This is a genomic window from Sorangium sp. So ce1014 (assembly GCF_051521505.1).
Classification (GTDB): Bacteria; Myxococcota_A; Polyangia; order Polyangiales; family Polyangiaceae; genus Sorangium.
The window spans coordinates 8,042,138-8,058,704 of the sequence record NZ_CP150356.1 but is presented as its reverse complement, the minus strand read 5'-3'; the positions used below and the strand labels follow the sequence as shown (position 1 = coordinate 8,058,704).

Genomic DNA, 16,567 nt, shown 5'->3' with positions numbered 1-16,567 from the left:
GGGCGCTAGGCCGTGGCGCCGGCGACGTCCTGCTTGGCCGCCTCGATGATCTCGAGGGCGTACGCCTCGATGGTCGACGCGTCCTCGCCCTCGACCATGACGCGCAGCTTCGGCTCCGTCCCGCTCCACCGCACGAGGATGCGCCCCTTGTCCCCGAGCGTCTTCTCGATGCGATCGACCGCGATCCGCGTCCGCTGCATGCTGTCGAGCGGCAGCCGCGTCGAGAACGTCGCGTTCTCCAGCACCTGAGGCACCCGCTGCATCGCGCTCGAGGCGAGCTCGCTCAGCGGCTTGTCCTCCTCCATCATGATCGCGAGCACCTGCAGCGCCGCCACGATGCCGTCGCCCGTCGTCGCGTGGTCGAGGAAGATGAGGTGCCCCGACTGCTCGCCGCCGAACGAGTAACCGCCGTTCCGCATCGCCTCGACGACGTAGCGGTCCCCGACCGCCGTCCGCACCACGTGCCCGTTCTGGGCCTTGAGCGCGCGCTCCAGGCCGAGGTTCGACATCACCGTCGTCACGATCGTGCTCCGCGGCAGCTTGCCGATGCGCAGCATCCTGAGCGCGCAGAGCGCCATGATCGCGTCGCCGTCCACGACCTGGCCGCGCTCGTCGACCATGATCACCCGGTCCGCGTCGCCGTCGAGCGCGATGCCGATCGCCGCGCCCCGCTTGAGCACCTCGGTCGTCACGTTCTCCGGGTGCAGCGCGCCCGTCTCGCGGTTGATGTTGCGGCCGTTCGGCTTCACGCCGAGCGCTGTCACGTGCGCGCCGAGCTCGGTGAACACCGAGGGCGCCACGCGGTAGGCCGCCCCGTGCGCCGCGTCGACGACGATCTTCACGCCGTCGAGCGACAGCGCCGTGGGGAACGTGCTCTTGCAGAACACGACGTACCGCCCCCGCGCGTCGTCGAGCTTCACCGCGCTGCCGATCGCCGCCCCCACCACCCGGGCCTCGTCGAGCTCGTGGCTCTCCATGAGCCGCTCGATCTCCTCCTCGGCGGAGTCGGGCAGCTTGTAGCCGTCAGGCCCGAAGATCTTGATGCCGTTGTCCTGGTACGGGTTATGGCTCGCGCTGATCACGACCCCGGCGTCGGCCCGCATGCTCTGCGTGAGCTGCGCGACCGCCGGCGTCGGGATCGGCCCGCTCAGCATCACGCGGCCACCCATGGCGCACACGCCGGACGCGATCGCGGTCTCCAGCATGTAGCCGGACAGCCGCGTGTCCTTCCCGATCACCACCCGCACCTGCCGCGACTTCCCGTGGCTCGCGACGAAGGCGATCGCCCGCCCGAGCCGCAGCGCCATCTCGGGCGTCATCGGCGGCTGGTTCGCCACGCCGCGCACCCCGTCGGTGCCGAAGAGCTTGCGCCCCGCGGAGGCCTTCTGTGGTGCGCCCGTCGCCGACGGAGCGCCCTCCCTATGATCCTTCTTGGTGTGCTTCGGCACGGTCCCTCTCTGTGGGTCTGGGCTGAGGAGACCACCCTTAGCAACCTTTGCCAAGACAGCCTACGGCCAACTGCCGGCGCGGCGACCCTGGGCTCATCGTTCCGCTTTTGTGACGCGGTCGCTCATCGCGCCGCTTCCGTGTGACGCGGTCGCTCCCCGCGCCACCGGTCACCGCGCCGCTTCCGGCGGCGCCTCGTTGTTGCGCCGCGCCGCCTCGTTGCTCAGCCGCAGCAGGACCGACCCCTGCGCCGGCGCGTGCAGATCCCGCCCGCGCGTCGTCCCCTCGCCGCCGCGGGGCGACGGCAGGAGCGCGTTGATTAGGCCCATCAACCGCACCGTCGTCTGAGGCGCGATCCCGTGCGCCCAGCTGAGCAGGTGCGAGGACAGCCCGAGCTTCACCTCGGCGCGCCCCTCGCGCGCCGCCGCCACCACCTGCCGCGCCGCGCGCCGCGCGTCGATCGTCGCGATCGGGATCGACGAGGCCAGGCTGAACCAGCCGAACTCGCGCTGCGGGCTGCCGCCGAACTCGGCGTTGTAGATCGACCCCGTGCGCATGGGCCCGGGGATCACCGTCGTGACGCGCGGGCCCCGCGCGCTGCCGTGGGAGAGCTCGGCTCGGAGGCTCTCCGAGAAGCCCATCATCGCGAACTTCGACGCGTTGTACCCGAGCAGGTGCGGCACGGCGACGCGCCCGCCGATGGACACCACGTTCACGATCCGCGCCGCGCGCCCCTGCCGCTGGAGGTGCGGCAGCGCGCGCAGCGTCGTGTAGACCGCGCTCCAGAAGTTCGAGCGCATCGCCTCGTCGAGCTGCTCCACGCCGAGGTCCTGCATCGGCGCGACCTGGATCACGCCGGCGTTGTTCACGAGCACGTCGATCCGACCGAACACGCTCGCCGTGCCGTCGATGAACGCCTCGGCGGCGGCGCGATCGCCGAGGTCGCACGCCACCGCGTGCACCTCGATGCCGAGCGTCCGCAGCCGCTGCTCGGCCCGGTCGAGCGCCCCCGCGTCGCGGCCGGCGATCGCCACCCGGGCGCCGTGCCGGCCGAACTCCTCGGCCAGGAGCAACCCGAGCCCGCGGGAGCCGCCCGTGACGACCACGACCCGGCCGCGCAGGTCGAGCCGCCGCAGGGCGCGGAACGCCGTCCGCGCGAACGCGGCCGCCCCGAGGGCTGCCGCAGGAAAGAGCACCGGAGAACGCCGCTTCCTGAATGCCATGCCGCCGGACCGGCATCGCCCGTGCCAGACCGGCGCGCCGCCACGCAGCGACGCGCCTGCACATCGCGCGGCGGCGCGCTCGCTTCAGAGCGTCACGACAGGGTCCGGCACGATGCCGAGCAGCGCCGACCGCACCTCGCCGACCAGGTAGATCGAGCCGGCCACGACGACGAGCCCACCCGGCCCGGCGACCTCGATCGCCCTCGCCACCGCCGCGCGCGGATCGCCGATCGGCTCGCCCGGCGCGATGTCGCGCAGCGCATCGAGCGGGGCGGCCGCGCGGCCCTGCGGCGTCGCGTAGAACCGCCGCTGCGCACGCGGGGCGAGCATTTGTAGCATTTCGCCCCACCCCTTGTCGCCCATCGCTCCGAACACGAGCGCGGTGCGCGCCGCGCCCGGACCCTCCTCGTCGAGCCACGCGGCGAGCGCCTGCGCGCCGTGCGGGTTGTGCGCAGCATCGAGCAGGACCTGGGCGGCGCCCGCGTCGAGCCGCTCCAGCCGGCCGGGCCAGCGGGTCGCGGCGAGCCCCTCCGGGAGCGCCCGCTCGATCTCGGGCCACCGGCCCGCGAGCTGCCACGCGATCCCGCACGCCACGCCTGCGTTCTCCGCCTGGTGCGCCCCGCGGAGGCCGAGCTCCACCTCGAGCGCGCGGCGCCCCGGCCCGGCGATGCGCGTCGCGCGCGCTTCAGGCCCCGCGCGCCCCACCGCGATCTCGCCCGCGCGCCCGCCGTGCTCGGCCCGCGCAACGCGGAGGCGCGGCCCCGCCCCGATCGCCTGTGCGACCACCTCGATCGCGGCGTCGGCCTCGGGATCGAGCGGGCCGAGCACCACGGGCGCGCCCGGCTTGAGGATGCCGGCCTTCTCCCGGGCGATGTCGGCCAGCGTCGGGCCGAGCAGGTCCACATGGTCGAACGCGATCGATGTGATCGCCGTGCAGAGCGGCGCCGCGATCACGTTGGTCGCGTCGAGCCGCCCGCCGAGGCCGACCTCGAGGAGCGCGAGGTCGACGTCCGCGTCGCGGAACGCAACGAACGCGGCCACCGTCAGCGCCTCGAAGAACGTGAGCGGCGAGGGGACCCGCTCCAGCGCGGCCGCGAGCGCGCGCTCGAGCGCAGCGTCGCCGATCGCGTCGCCGCCGATGCGGATGCGCTCGGCGAAGCGGGACAGGTGCGGCGACGTGTAGAGCCCGGTCCGGAGCCCGGCCGCGCGCGCGACCGACTCGACCATCGCGCACACGCTCCCCTTGCCGTTGGTGCCGGCGACGTGCACAGCGGGGAGATGGGCCTGGGGGTCGCCGAGCGCCGCGAGCGCCTCGCGCACCCGGTCGAGCCCGAGCACCATGCCCCGCGGCGCCCGCTGCCCCAGCGCCGCGAGCAGCGCCGGGAGCCGCGGCGCCGCCGAGCTCATCGCCGCGCCTGGCGATGGCCCACGAGGTGCTGGAGCAGCGTGCCGATGTACGCCTTCATCTCGGGGCGCGGCACGATGGCGTCGACCATCCCGTGATCGAGCAGGAACTCGGCCCGCTGGAAGCCCTCCGGCAGCGTCTGCCGGATCGTGTTCTCGATGACCCGGGGGCCGGCGAAGCCGATGAGCGCCTTCGGCTCGGCGATGTTCACGTCGCCGAGGAAGGCGAAGCTCGCCGCCACGCCGCCCGTGGTCGGGTGGAGCAGCACCGAGAGGAACGGGAGCCGCGTCTTGCGGTAGCGCTCGAGCGCGGCGACGCTCTTCGCCATCTGCATCAGCGAGAGGATGCCCTCCTGCATCCGCGCGCCGCCCGACGACTGGAGGAGCACCACCGGGAGCTCCTCCCGCGTCGCGCGCTCGAACAGCCTCGTGATCTTCTCGCCGACGACGGAGCCCATGCTCCCGCCCATGAAGGCGAAGACGAAGGCGCCGTACGCGATGTCGCGGCCGTCCAGCCTGGCCCGGCCGATCTCGATCGCCTCCTTCGCGCGCCCCTTCTTGTGGAGCGCCGCGACGCGGTCCCGGTAGCTCTTGCCGTCGCTGAACCGGAGCGGATCGTTGGGGACGAGGTGGTCGTCCCACTGGGCGAGCTCGCCGTCGTCGAGCAGGAGCCTCCGCCACCCCTCGGCGTCGAGCTTGTGGTGGTGGCCGCACTGCGAGCACACCTCGAAGGTGCGGGCGAGCTCGGAGGCGTCGTGCGTGTGCGAGCAGCCGTCGCAGCGACGGAACACGCCCGCTCCCAGCGAGCGCTTCTCGCTCGCGTCGGTCGTCGGCAGGGTCTTTTCGGGCCAGGTCATCGGCGAACCCTCAGGCGCCCCGCTGGCCCATCTCCTGGACATCGGAGGGGACCCGGAGCGTTGGTTGTGTCTTCTCCTGCACCTCTCGGGCGCTCACGCCGGGCGCGAGCTCGCGCAGCACGAGCCCCTCGGGCGTCACGTCGAGCACGGCGAGATCGGTGATGATCCGGTGGACCACGCCGCGCCCGGTGAGGGGCAGCGCGCACTCGGTCAGGATCTTTGGCGCGCCGTTCTTCGCCGCGTGATCCATGATCACGACGACGCGCTTCGCGCTCACCACGAGATCCATCGCCCCGCCCATCCCCTTCACCATCTTGCCGGGGATCATCCAGTTGGCAAGATCGCCCTTCTCGGAGACCTCCATGGCCCCGAGGATCGCGAGGTCGATGTGGCCGCCCCGGATCTGCGCGAACGACTCGGCGCTCGAGAAGATCGCCGAGCCGGGGAGCATCGTCACGGTCTCCTTGCCGGCGTTGATGAGGTCCGGGTCCTCGGCGCCCTCGACCGGGTACGGGCCGATGCCGAGCAGCCCGTTCTCGCTCTGGAGCACCACCTCGACCCCGGCGGGGATGTAGTTGGCGACGAGCGTCGGCATCCCGATGCCGAGGTTGACGTAGTAGCCGTCCTTGAGCTCCAGCGCGGCGCGCTGCGCGATCTGTTCCCGCGTGAGTCCCATCGTCTCCCCTGTCCCGGCGCCGCGCCTAGGCGGCCGACGCCTTGCGCACCGTGCGCCGCTCGATCCGCTTCTCGTGGCGCTCGCCCTGGAAGATCCGGTGAACGAAGATCCCGGGCGTGTGGATGTGGTCCGGGTCGAGCGAGCCGACCTCGACGAGCTCCTCGACCTCGGCGATCGTCACCTTCGCGGCCATCGCCATCATGGGGTTGAAGTTCATGGCGGTGTGGCGGTAGACGAGGTTGCCGAACCGGTCGCCCTTCCAGGCCTTCACGAGCGCGAAGTCGCCGCGGATGGCCGGCTCGAGCACGTAGTCGCGGCCGTCGAACTGCCGCACTTCCTTCTTCTCGGAGTACCTCTTCACCGTGCCGTCGGGGTTGTAGAGCACCGGCAGCCCGCCCTCGCTGATGGCCGTGCCCGCCCCGGTCGGGGTGTAGAACGCCGGGATCCCGGCGCCCCCGGCGCGGATGCGCTCGGCCAGCGTGCCCTGCGGCGTGAGCTCGACCTCGAGCTCACCGCTCAGGTACTGCCGCTCGAACTCCTTGTTCTCGCCGACGTACGACGAGATCATCCTCCGGATCTGGCGGTTCTGAAGGAGGATCCCGAGGCCGAAGCTGTCGACCCCGCAGTTGTTGGACACGACCACGAGATCCTTCGTGCCGAGCTCGCGGAGCGCAGCGATGCAGTGCTCCGGGATGCCGCAGAGGCCGAAGCCGCCCGAGAGGATCGTGGCGCCGCCGGGGATGTCCCTCACGGCATCCAGAGCGCTCTTGTAGACCTTGTCCATGGCCGACCGAGAGGTACCCCAACTGGCCGCGAGGCAAAAGCCTCCGCTGCCGCCGCAGCGCGGCACGGGGACCGGGCGGCGCCGGCTTTTTGGCCCTGCCCGCCGAAACCCCGTAACGCACCGGTGTGCCTCGACCGCTCTCCTTGCTGTTCACGATCCTGGCGCTCTCCTTGCCCGGCGCCCCGGCGGCCGCGGCGCCGGACGCGCAGGCGCGCTCTGCCGCGGAGACGCCGGCGGGCTCGAAGGCGCGCTCTGCGGCGAAAGAGCCGGCGGGCTCGAAGGCGCGCCCCGCCGCGGGCACACGGGCGCGCGCGGGGTCGCCGCGCGCGCGGGTCACGAAGGACGCCGGCAAGGGCCACCGTCCCCGCGCCGGCGACGCAGGGGCGAGATCGGCCGAGCCGGCCAAAACCAAGGCCGCGCCCAGGGCGCCCACCGCGTCGGTCGGCCACCCCAACGAGGGGCGCCTCGAGGGCGGCGTGCGGCTCGACACCTCGCGGAAGGACATCCGCGTCGTGCCCGCCTACGCGCACGCCGACGTCCGCTGGGGGGTGCCGGCGCTCGTCGGCATGATCGAGCGCGCGGCGCGCGGCGTGGCCAGGCGCTTCCCGGGCGCCGTGCTCGAGGTCGGCGACCTGTCGCGCCAGCGCGGCGGCGACGTCCACCGCCACAACTCCCACGAGAGCGGCCGCGACGTCGACCTCGGCTTCTACGCGCTCGACGGCCGCGGCAAGCAGGTCCACGCGCCGCGCTTCCTGCAATTCAACGCCCGGCTCGCCTCGACCAGCCTGCCCGGGGCGCGCTTCGACGTGCCGCGCAACTGGCTGCTCGTGCAGCACCTGCTCACCGACCCCCGCGCTCACGTGAGCCACATCTTCATCTCCGATCCGCTGCGGCACGCGCTGCTCGCCCACGCCAAGCGCATCGGCGTCTCCCGCGCGCTGCTCGTCCGCGCGCAGCTCGCCATGATGCAGCCGACGGGCGCCGAGCCGCACGACGACCACATGCACGTGCGCATCTCCTGCCCGCGCGCCATGCGCGGCAGCTGCATCGAGCTCGCGAAGAACGCGCCCTCGTTTCGCACGCGCGGGCGCATGGCGAAGGCGGACAAGGCGCTCCGGACCCCCTCCGCCCGCGCACGGGCCGCGCGCCCGCGGGCGGCGACCGCGACGCCCGCGCCGGAGCGGCCCCGCGAGGCCGGAGCGAGCCGGCGCGATCCCGCGAAAGGCTCGCGCCGCGAGGAGCCGCGCCGCGAGGAGCCGCCCCCTGAGAAGGAGGGGCGCCGCGCCGCGCCGCGCGCAGGTGAAGCCGACGCGCTCCCCGCCGCCGCCGCGCGCGCGGCAGCGCAGCAGCCCATGGGCGGCCTCGACCTGTCGTTTCTGCGGAAGTCCACGTCCCAGGACGACGTCGAGGCCGACTCGGACGGCGCCGACGCGAGCGGCGCGCTCGACGACAGCGGGGCGCTCAAGATCACGGACTGAGACCCGCCTCCCCGCGCACCGCCACGGTCAGGCACCTATGACGCAACGCGTTACAGGTGGTTCCTCAATCTTTGACCGGGGCGCCATCGCATCTGGACCGCGAGAGAAATCCTCGTGCAGACTGGGGTGGATAAAGGGGGGTGTTCATGCGCCAAGCTGACTCCCACACCTCGATTCCCACGCTTCCATCGGCTCCGTCGCTCGTCGCCAGCGGTCATGATCGGCGCGCGCTGCTCGCGGCGCTCACGTTCATCGACAAGCCTCCCCAGAGCGGCGTGGCGCTCGCGCGCTGGTTCGAGAAGCACCTCGTGGCGCCCGGGCGGATGCCGCGCCCGGCCTACGTGACCGAGGGCTTCTCCAAGCAGGTGGCGCTCGGCCCGCTCGCCCCGGCAGAGCCGGACGGGCCCGAGCTCCAGGAGCTCGTCGAGGCGGCGCGGTTCCGGGTGCTCGCCTCGCTCCGCGCCTTCATGCCGCCCGCCGCGGACGATCGCTTCCTCGCCGCCGCGATCGACGGCGGGCGCGTGCGCCGCGCCGGAGACGCCGCGCTCTGGGAGTCGTGCCCGCGCGAAGAGGACTTGCTCAGCGACATCGTCCTCAGCCTGTTCGCTGCGGACATGCTGAACTACCGCGAGTTCTACGACGCCTATCTCTGCGTCTGCAAGACCTGCCTCCGCATCGACTTCGACCCGAACCGGTCCGGCCGCACCGGCTGCCCCGAGCACCAGCCGACCGACACGGTCAGCGTGATGCGCCGCAGCCGCCCGCCGCTCTGACGCTGGCGAGCGGGAGGCAGCTCAGAGGCAGCCGAGGCGACACCTGGACGCCTGCTCCAGGCACGTCGACAGGCAGCTCTGGTAGCGCTGGTACTGGCTGCTCTGCGTGGGCTCCTTGCCGCATTTCGTCGCCCTGCACGCCTTGTGTCGCCGCTCGCACGCCCCCACGCACCCAGCGTTGCCGCCGGCGGGCGCGTTGCCGGCCGCGGCGGCCGCGCGAGGCGCCGCCCCTGCAGCGGCCGGCGGCAACGCCGGGCGCTCCGCCGCCGGCGCATCGCTCCCCTGCGCCGGGGCCGTCCGTTGCGCCGCGTGGGCGGGCGCCGGTCCGCAGCGCTCGAAGGCGCGGCGCATCACGTCCTCCGCGGAGCCCGGAGGGATCTCGCACGCCCGCGCCACGCTCTCGAGCCGGCGATCGATCGCGGCGGCCGCGCGCGCCGCCACCCCGTCCGGTCGGGCCGCCGGCGGCGGGGCGCTCGCGGGAGCGGCGCTCGCGGGCGCGGCGCTCGCCCGCGCCGCCGCGTCGTCCGGCGCGCTCGACGCCCTGCCGATCAGGAAGGCAACGAACAGGCTGACCGCCACGAGCCCCAGGGCGGCGAGCAGGAGCCGCGAGTCGATGCGGCGCGAGGCGCGGGACGGCGCGCGCTCGGCGGCGCCCGGAGGGCCGGCCGCGCGGTACGCCGGCCCGGCGGCGCCGGGCGACCGCGGCTGCGCTGGCTCCGCCATGGGGACGGTCGGCGTCCGTGTGGTCGGCGGGATCGGCGGCGGCGCCAGCGTCGGGACCTCCGTGGGAGGCGAGGGGACCTGCAGCGGCGCGAGCTTCGGCAGCGGCGCCGGCCGCGGGATGTCCGTGTGCGCCTGCGCGATCGATGTGGCCGGCGGCACCATCGGCATGTCGGGCCACTCCACGAGCGGCCGCACCGCGCGGAGCTGCTCGACGAGCGACAAGAGCTCGCGCCGCTGCTCGAAGCGGCGGACGAGCTCGTGCGCCGCCCCCTGGATCCCCCGATCCCAGGGGATGTCGGGCACGCCGAGCTCTTCTGCGAAGCGGCGCAGCTCGGCCAGGCTGAAGCAGGCCGTGATGCGCCCGCGGATCTCCGCGGCGTTGCGCGCCGTGTTGCCGGCGCTCCACGGCGTCCCCGTGACCTCGTCGTCCACGCCCGCAGCTTACCGCACGCGCCACCGAAGCCGAACCTGGTATAGGCTCGGGACATCGTGTCCCCGCGCTGCGGCACCCGGGGACGCAGAGGCAGGGAGATGAGCCGAGGGGAATGTCCCGCGCTGCGGCCCCCGGGGACGTGGAGGCCATGGAGATGAGCCGAGAGGACAGTGCAACTGGCGCAGCGACGCCCGCCCGCGCACCGCTGATCGGGCGCGAGGCCGAGCTGTCGGCGCTGGCCCGCGCCCTCGACGCGGTCGAGCGGGAGCGCTCCACCCGGACCGTGACGCTCGTCGGCCCGCCGGGCATCGGCAAGAGCAGGCTCGCGCGCGACTTCCTCGAGCGGCAGCGCCAGGGCTCCGCCGCGCTGCGCGTCTACGCGGGCAGCGCCGGCGACATGGCGTCCGCGTACGGCATCTTCACGCGGCTCCTGCGCGCCCGCTTCGGCCTCTCGGACGGCATGGACAAGGACGCGGCCCGCGCCGAGGTCCGCGCGCAGGTCGCGCACGTGATGGGCGACCGCAAGGTCGGGGACGTCATCTACTTCCTCGGCCAGTTCATCGGGCTCGCGTTCGGCGACAGCCCGCTCACCCGCGCGGTGCAGGACGACCCGGCGCAGGCCGACCTCATCCGCCGCGCCGTGCTGAAGGCGTTCCTCGAGGCGGACGCCGCCCAGGGCCCCGTGTGCCTCGTCTTCGAGGACATCCACGCCGCCCACGACGACTCCCTCGCGCTCCTGCGCTACCTCATCGAGTACCTCGCGGGCCCGGTCCTGATCGTCTGCGCGGCCCGCCCGGAGCTGCTCACCCGCGAGGACGACTGGGGCAAGGTCGGCGAGCGGCGCCACGCGCTTGTCGAGCTCACGCCGCTCGGCGAGGCCGAGGCGGCGGAGCTGGCGAGGGCGCTGCTCGCGCCCTGCATGCCGCGCGGCGGCGAGGACGTCGTCGTCGTCGACGCCGCGGGCGCGGAGTCGCAGGGCCGGCCGGGCGCGCCGCCCGAGCTCGTCGAGGCGGCCTGCTCCTTCGCGAACGGCAACCCGGCGCTCATCGAGCAGATGGTCCGCATCTGCCACGACCAGGGCGTGATCGAGGAGCTCGCGCCCGACTCGGGCGGGCCGCGCTGGCGCGTGCAGCTCGGCAAGCTGTCGACGGCGCACCTCCCGATGACGGTCGAGGACGCCGTGAACGTCCGCCTCGCCGCGCTCGATCACGACTGCCGGCAGCTGCTCGAGCAGGCCGCGACCATCGGCCCGGCGTTCTGGAGCGGCGCGCTGTTCGTGCTCGGCCGGGCCGGCTGTCAGGCGCCCGAGCTGTGGGGCGAGGAAGAGAGCGACAAGGACCTCGACCGGATCAACGCCGCGCTCCGCTCGCTGTGCGACCGCGGCTACCTGCGCAAGCAGAGCGAGTCGAGCTTCGCGGGCTCGGACGAGTTCGTGTTCATGCACGACAAGGAGCGCGAGGCGCTCCAGAAGCGCATGAGCGCCGCGGCCCAGCGGCGGTACCACCACGCGATCGCCGAGTGGCTGGAGCAGCAGGTGGCGGTGCGCGCCAGCGAGGAGTTCCTCGCCGAGCTCGCGACGCACCGCGAGCGCATCGGCGACGCGGTGCGGGCGGGGCTGTCGCTGCTCGACGCCGGGGACGTGGCGCGCGGCCGCTACTCGAACGCGAAGGCCGCGGAGTATTACGCGCGCGGGCTGTCGCTGCTCGGCGACGCGCACGTCGCGCGGCGCATCGACGCGCTCCACGACTACGGCGACGTCCTGCAGCTCGCCGGGCGGATCGACGACGCGCTCGCCGCCTTCCGCGAGATGCTGACGCTCGCCTACCGGCTCGACAACCGGCGCAAGGGCGGCGCCGCGCACAACCGCGTCGGGCGGCTCTACCGCGACAGCGGCTCGCTCGACGAGGCCGGCAAGCACCTCACGACCGCGCTCCGCCTCTTCGAGGGCGCGCGGGACGAGCGGGGGATCGCCTCGACCATCGACGACATCGGCAAGCTGCACTGGCTCCGGGGCGAGTACCAGGAGGCGCTGAAGTGGCTGCGCGACGCCCTCTCCCGCCGCGAGCGGATGGGCGACCGCCGCTCGATCGCGCTGTCGCTGAACAACCTCGGCCTCGCCCTGCAGGACTCGGGCGAGTTCAAGCAAGCCCTCAACACGTTCGAGCGGTCGCTCGCGATCCGGCGCGAGATCTCGGATCTGCTCGGCGTCGTGGTGACCCTGAACAACCTCGGGATGATCGCCCAGGATCAGCGCGACCACCGCCGCGCCCTCAAGCTCTTCGAGGAGGCGCTGGAGGTGGCGCGGCAGGTCGGCGATCGCAACCGGACGGCGCTCATCCTGACGAACATCGGCGGGACGCTCTACCGGAGCGGCGATCCCGACGAGGCGGTGCGGGTGCTGCAGCAGGCCGAGGAGCTCTGCGACGAGCTCGGCGACCGGCTCGGCCTGGCCGAGGCGCGGCGCGCCCTCGGGAAGGCCTACATGCTCCGGGGCGATCTGGAGAAGGCGCGCGACTCGATCAGCCGGGCGGTGGACCTGTTCGCCTCGGTCCGGAGCAAGGTGCACCTCGGCATCGCGCTGCGGACGCTCGGCGAGATCACGGCGGCGGGCGGCTGGGGCAGCGCGAACACGAAGAGCGCGCGCGCCTACTTCGCGCGGTCGGTGAGCATCTTCGAGGAGACGGGGAACGAGCTCGAGCTCGCGCGCACGTTCCAGGCCTACGCGCGGTTCCTGACGACCGACCGGAGCTTCCTGGCGAACATGGCGGCGCGGCGCGAGGCGGTGACGATGAACGAGCGGGCCGAGGCGATCTTCGCGCGGCTGAAGGTCACGTCGATGCGCTTCGAGGACGAGCCCACGCTCCCGACGGGGCCGGCGGGGCTCGCCATGCCACCGGTCTCCTCGTCGAGCCCGGGCCGCGCGCCCACCCCGGAGGAGCCGGCGTTGTTCCCGAGCCCGGGGCGGGTCTCCTCCTCCAGCTAGCTAGCGCCGCGTCGTCCGCGCGCTCGAGGACGAGCGCGGGCGGCGCGGTGATACATCTGGCGGGTGAAAGCACAGCACGAGAAGCGCGCCTCCGATTCGGTCACGACGATGACCGAGTACGTCCTGCCGACGCACGCGAACGCGCTCGGGTCGATCTTCGGCGGGCAGGTGCTCGCCTGGGTCGACCTGTGCGCCGCGATCTGCGCGCAGCGGCACACCGGCAGCACGGTGATCACCGCCGGCATCGACGATCTCTCGTTCGATCGCGGGATCAAGGTCGGTCAGGTCGTGCGCCTGTCCGCGCGGGTGACGGCGACCTTCCGCACGTCGCTCGAGATCCTTGTGTCGGTCGAGGGGGAGGACGCGACGACGGGCGACGTCTGGCCCACGGTCACGGCCTTCGTGACGTTCGTGGCCGTCGACGCGTCGCTGCGGCCGACGGCGGTGCCGCCGCTCCGGCTGGAGACGGACGAGGATCGCCGCCTCGCCGACGCCGCGGCAGAGCGGCGCGCGCGCCGGCTCTCCCGGCGCGGGGGCGGCCGCGACGGGGCGTGAGCGCGGGCGCTACCTCTTCTTGAACCGGTCGGGATCCCCGAGGAACTCGAAGTGCATCGTGTCCTCGAGGTCGTCGTGGCCCAGCCAGTCGAAGCCGTAGCGCTCGAACGCCTTGATCCAGCAGCGGGAGAGGGCCGTGCGCTCGTAGGCGGTGCGCTTCTTCTCGTGGCACAGCGGGCTCGTGGGCCACGGATCGACGCAGCCGCAGCACGGGTTCCGCTCGGGATCGATGTCGATCGCGGTGCCGAAGAGGTGGTTCGAGATCTCCGCGCCGCGGTAGCTGTTCGCCGTGCGGAACCCGCCGACAGCGCGCGGCGTGTAGCGGCGGGACTTGCTGTTGCACGTCGCGCGGATCCGCTTCTCGACGCAGTGGAGCGCGGGCGCGACCTTCTCGTGGATGGAGAGCGGCAGGCCCATGAACCGCACGGTCGTGGCCTGGGCGTGGGCGCTCTCGGTGTTGTAGCGCCGCGTCTCCTCGGTATCGACGTGGCCGTAATGCTCGGCGAGGTAGCGGACCGCCTTGGCGTGCTTCTTCGGGTTGAGCATGCCCTTCTGGACGAAGGTGCGCCGCTTCAGGAACTTCTGCGGGCTCTGCGGGCGGCACTCGTACTGCGGCGCCTTCTTCTTCTTGCTCTTGCCCCCGGCGGCCTCCTTGGCCTCCGCGACGGGCCCGCCGCCGAGCCCCGAGGGGCCGGCCGCGAGCAGGGCGATCGCCGCTGCCACGAGCAGATGCACCCGTGTCCGACCGTTCGCGTTCACGCGCGGAGGTTAAGCAGGCCGCGTCAGGCGCGGCAAGGACTTGCCGCAGGCGCCTGTCAGGAGAGCGCTGTCAGGTGACAGGGCGCACCCGCGCGGCAGGCGGCGCACTGCGTCGCAGCGACTGCGTCACCCCGATGGCGCCGCGGCGCAGCGGTCGATCTCATGGGGTGGTCCACGGTGAGCAGATCTCCACCAGCACGCCGTTCAGATCGCGCACGTACGAGACGCGCTGGCCCCAGGGCATGTCGTGGGGCTCCGTGACGGGCGCGGCGCCGGCCTGAACCGCGCGCGCGAACGCCGCGTCCACGTCCTTGCTTGTGACGACGATCTCGAACCCGGCGGGGTGCGCGCCGGACCGGTTCTTCACGAACTCGGGCAGGTGCTTCTGGACGTAGTCCTCCTGCACGAACCCGAGCGGCACGTCTCCGTGCATCTCGCAGTAATCGTTGCCGTCGGAGACGAACTTGCGCTCGAAGCCGAACGCGCGCTCGTAGAACGCCGCGGCTTCCACCGCATCGGGCACATAGACGATCACACCACCCAGTCCTGTCTTCATGAGGTCCTCCTCGCGGGACTTCCGCCCGCGCGCACTGGCAATCTACGACGGCCCTCCTGACAGCGTGCTGTCAGGAGACATGACGCGGTGTCCCTTCGCCCCGGGCGCTCTCGGATGTGTGTCTCCGCCCACGCGCGCTCGAGGCCGGAGCGGAGGTCGGTGCCGTCCGGGCCATCGCCCCCGGTTGCACCGCTGAAGCGGCGTTTCATCCATGCAAGGGAAATCCGCCGTGAACCCCCGTGTTCGTGCGGTGACTCGTGTCGACATCGGGCGGCATGGCCGTTGCAGTAGCGGGGGTGTTCCCTCTGCTGCGGTGGTTACCGCAAGCGGCCCCGTGTCGAGGATTTTCCGCGGCGAGCACCATGATGAAAGAGGTCCGCAGCGACCAGCAACGGCAAGCGAACGAGACGCCGATTCCCAGAAGCGGTGTCATGCGCACCGTGCCTCGAAGCGTCATGCCGGCGAGCGCGCCGGCCGCCGAGGGGCCGCTCGTGGGACCGAACGGTGCGTCCTTCGACGTGCGTCCGTCCGACCCGCTCCTCGGCAATATCGACATCGACGCCGTGGTGGCGGGGGTCCCCGAGTTTTACGCGATGAAGGGGATGTTCTTCAACGCGCTGGCGGCGACGCTCGGGGAGCGGTTCGTGCAGGTGGTGACGACGCTGTCGAGCCCGCCGCGGGGTGGGCTTTACCTGCCGTTCTCGGACTATCCGATGCGGGACTTCCTGCGTGTCTACGACGCGGCCGCGCGGCTCTCGCACCCGAACCGGAGCTCGCGCGAGGCGTACCGGCGCCTGGCGCGGCAGCAGGTCGCGGCGTTCAGGGAGAGCGCGCTCGGTCGGATCACGATGCACCTCGCGACCGACCCGGGCGCCGCGCTGATGCGCTACACGGGCAGCCTCGGCGCGCTCGTGAAGGGGCCGTCGGCCAGGGCGCGGCAGCTGGGTCCGTCGGAGGTGCAGATCGACATCAGCAGCTTCCGCGGCACGCTGGAGTACCCGCTGGGCAATTTCGAGGCGCTCGTCATGGGATACGGCGCCAAGCCGACGATCTCCGTGGATGTGCGAGGGCCGGACGCGCTGCAGTTCGTGGTGAGCTGGTAGGGCCGCGCGCGGGGCGGTAACGGGCGGTCAATCCGGTCGCAAAGCCGATCGCGAGAGCCCGTGGCGAGATCGGGTGTCGCGGAGACCGACGTACGCGAGGCGCGTTCGTCGACGCGCTGACCGACAGCTCACGAGTCGATGAGCCATCTCCCCTCCTCGCGGCACCCCCTCTTCCGAGCCTCATCCCCGAGTCGCAGCTCCCCGAGCGGGCAGGTGCAACGTTCCCATGGCGCTGCATCTCCCGCTGATTCCCCGCCCGCGTCCTCCCGGCCGACCTTGCGCCCGCCCCCTCCCTTTGCGAGGGTCTCTGCCGGGCCGCCGAGCCCGTCCCGGGGACCACGCCAGATGACCACCAGCGAGATCGCGCTCTTCGTCTACGACAACCTCATGAAGGGCGAGGACCAGCACGAGTGGCTCGCGGCGGCCCGCCCGCTCGGGGAGGCGAGCACGACCCCCCAGTACGCGCTCGTCGATCTGGGCACGAGCGGCGCCCTCGTCGAGGGCGGGTTCGTCGCCGTGACCGGCGAGCTCTACGCCATCGCGCCCGCCGCGCTCGCCGCGCTCGACGTGCACCGGGGACACCCGATCTTGCACCGCCGCGCCGCCGTTCGCCTCGCCGACGGGCGGGAGGCCCAGGCCTACCTCCTCTCGATGGAACAGGCCGCAGGCTGCCGCCGCGTCCGCGAAGGCGACTGGCGGAAACGCCGCGGCGCGCCCGGCGCCGCGCGGACCCGCGACAACAGCCCGCTCGTGAGCTGGGCCAAACGCCGCTTCGATCCGTCCCGTTGACCGCCGACAGCTCGGCCCACAGCAC

The 16,567-nt window shown here is 72.9% G+C and carries 15 protein-coding genes; 6 read left to right on the top strand and 9 right to left on the bottom strand.

What is annotated here, in order from left to right; translation table 11 throughout:
- Positions 1-5: 5 nt before the first annotated feature.
- The 6 genes from glmM to WME75_RS30355 all read right to left on the bottom strand — a co-directional run bounded on the left by glmM (position 6) and on the right by WME75_RS30355 (position 6,390).
- On the bottom strand, positions 6-1,448 hold the full coding sequence (glmM, locus tag WME75_RS30380) for a phosphoglucosamine mutase (protein ID WP_437478413.1): 1,443 nt from the start codon (positions 1,446-1,448) through the stop codon (positions 6-8).
- 168 nt (positions 1,449-1,616) lie between these two features.
- On the bottom strand, positions 1,617-2,669 hold the full coding sequence (locus WME75_RS30375) for an SDR family NAD(P)-dependent oxidoreductase (protein WP_437478411.1): 1,053 nt from the start codon (positions 2,667-2,669) through the stop codon (positions 1,617-1,619).
- Between the two features lie 84 nt (positions 2,670-2,753).
- Positions 2,754-4,076 (bottom strand): bifunctional folylpolyglutamate synthase/dihydrofolate synthase, encoded by a 1,323-nt coding sequence (locus WME75_RS30370; RefSeq protein ID WP_437478408.1) that lies wholly within the window; start codon positions 4,074-4,076, stop codon positions 2,754-2,756.
- Positions 4,073-4,930, bottom strand: a complete 858-nt coding sequence (gene accD / locus WME75_RS30365; protein ID WP_437478405.1) for an acetyl-CoA carboxylase, carboxyltransferase subunit beta — start codon at positions 4,928-4,930, stop codon at positions 4,073-4,075. Before accD ends, WME75_RS30370 begins: the two co-directional genes overlap by 4 nt.
- A 10-nt stretch (positions 4,931-4,940) precedes the next feature.
- Positions 4,941-5,606, bottom strand: a complete 666-nt coding sequence (locus tag WME75_RS30360; RefSeq protein WP_437478402.1) for a CoA transferase subunit B — start codon at positions 5,604-5,606, stop codon at positions 4,941-4,943.
- Between the two features lie 25 nt (positions 5,607-5,631).
- Entirely contained in the window at positions 5,632-6,390 is a 759-nt protein-coding gene (locus WME75_RS30355; protein ID WP_437478399.1) for a CoA transferase subunit A, read from the bottom strand.
- A 125-nt stretch (positions 6,391-6,515) separates the two neighbouring features.
- On the opposite strand from WME75_RS30355, the gene WME75_RS30350 reads away from it, so the two are divergent.
- The gene (locus WME75_RS30350; RefSeq protein WP_437478397.1) at positions 6,516-7,868 is read left to right on the top strand and encodes a penicillin-insensitive murein endopeptidase; all 1,353 of its coding nucleotides are present in this window, start codon (positions 6,516-6,518) and stop codon (positions 7,866-7,868) included.
- Positions 7,869-8,014: 146 nt separating this feature from the next.
- The gene (locus WME75_RS30345) at positions 8,015-8,641 is read left to right on the top strand and encodes a hypothetical protein (RefSeq protein ID WP_437478394.1); all 627 of its coding nucleotides are present in this window, start codon (positions 8,015-8,017) and stop codon (positions 8,639-8,641) included.
- 21 nt (positions 8,642-8,662) lie between these two features.
- Here the strand turns inward: WME75_RS30345 and WME75_RS30340 are convergent, their stop codons facing one another.
- Positions 8,663-9,796, bottom strand: a complete 1,134-nt coding sequence (locus tag WME75_RS30340) for a hypothetical protein (protein WP_437478392.1) — start codon at positions 9,794-9,796, stop codon at positions 8,663-8,665.
- 113 nt (positions 9,797-9,909) lie between these two features.
- Between WME75_RS30340 and WME75_RS30335 the strand changes: the two genes are divergently transcribed.
- Positions 9,910-12,780, top strand: a complete 2,871-nt coding sequence (locus WME75_RS30335; RefSeq protein ID WP_437478390.1) for an ATP-binding protein — start codon at positions 9,910-9,912, stop codon at positions 12,778-12,780.
- Between the two features lie 63 nt (positions 12,781-12,843).
- The gene (locus tag WME75_RS30330) at positions 12,844-13,335 is read left to right on the top strand and encodes an acyl-CoA thioesterase (protein WP_437478387.1); all 492 of its coding nucleotides are present in this window, start codon (positions 12,844-12,846) and stop codon (positions 13,333-13,335) included.
- A gap of 9 nt (positions 13,336-13,344) precedes the next feature.
- On the opposite strand, the gene WME75_RS30325 is transcribed toward WME75_RS30330, so the two are convergent.
- Positions 13,345-14,094: a M15 family metallopeptidase gene (locus WME75_RS30325; protein ID WP_437478384.1), complete on the bottom strand. Its 750-nt coding sequence runs from the start codon at positions 14,092-14,094 to the stop codon at positions 13,345-13,347.
- Between the two features lie 160 nt (positions 14,095-14,254).
- On the bottom strand, positions 14,255-14,650 hold the full coding sequence (locus WME75_RS30320) for a VOC family protein (RefSeq protein ID WP_437478381.1): 396 nt from the start codon (positions 14,648-14,650) through the stop codon (positions 14,255-14,257).
- 431 nt (positions 14,651-15,081) lie between these two features.
- Between WME75_RS30320 and WME75_RS30315 the strand changes: the two genes are divergently transcribed.
- Positions 15,082-15,753: a DUF2378 family protein gene (locus tag WME75_RS30315; protein ID WP_437478378.1), complete on the top strand. Its 672-nt coding sequence runs from the start codon at positions 15,082-15,084 to the stop codon at positions 15,751-15,753.
- A gap of 345 nt (positions 15,754-16,098) precedes the next feature.
- Complete coding sequence (locus WME75_RS30310; RefSeq protein WP_437478375.1) at positions 16,099-16,542, top strand: gamma-glutamylcyclotransferase family protein; 444 nt, start codon at positions 16,099-16,101, stop codon at positions 16,540-16,542.
- Positions 16,543-16,567 lie beyond the last annotated feature (25 nt).

Bases quoted from the DNA above. Each gene is read 5' to 3' on its own strand.
- WME75_RS30335 (WP_437478390.1), top strand. From the start codon at position 9,910: ATGTCCCGCGCTGCGGCCCCCGGGGACGTGGAGGCCATGGAGATGAGC.
- WME75_RS30375 (WP_437478411.1), bottom strand. From the start codon at position 2,669: ATGGCATTCAGGAAGCGGCGTTCTCCGGTGCTCTTTCCTGCGGCAGCC.
- WME75_RS30320 (WP_437478381.1), bottom strand. From the start codon at position 14,650: ATGAAGACAGGACTGGGTGGTGTGATCGTCTATGTGCCCGATGCGGTG.
- WME75_RS30315 (WP_437478378.1), top strand. From the start codon at position 15,082: ATGCGCACCGTGCCTCGAAGCGTCATGCCGGCGAGCGCGCCGGCCGCC.
- WME75_RS30360 (WP_437478402.1), bottom strand. From the start codon at position 5,606: ATGGGACTCACGCGGGAACAGATCGCGCAGCGCGCCGCGCTGGAGCTC.
- WME75_RS30370 (WP_437478408.1), bottom strand. From the start codon at position 4,076: ATGAGCTCGGCGGCGCCGCGGCTCCCGGCGCTGCTCGCGGCGCTGGGG.
- WME75_RS30310 (WP_437478375.1), top strand. From the start codon at position 16,099: ATGACCACCAGCGAGATCGCGCTCTTCGTCTACGACAACCTCATGAAG.
- WME75_RS30355 (WP_437478399.1), bottom strand. From the start codon at position 6,390: ATGGACAAGGTCTACAAGAGCGCTCTGGATGCCGTGAGGGACATCCCC.
- accD (WP_437478405.1), bottom strand. From the start codon at position 4,930: ATGACCTGGCCCGAAAAGACCCTGCCGACGACCGACGCGAGCGAGAAG.
- WME75_RS30345 (WP_437478394.1), top strand. From the start codon at position 8,015: ATGCGCCAAGCTGACTCCCACACCTCGATTCCCACGCTTCCATCGGCT.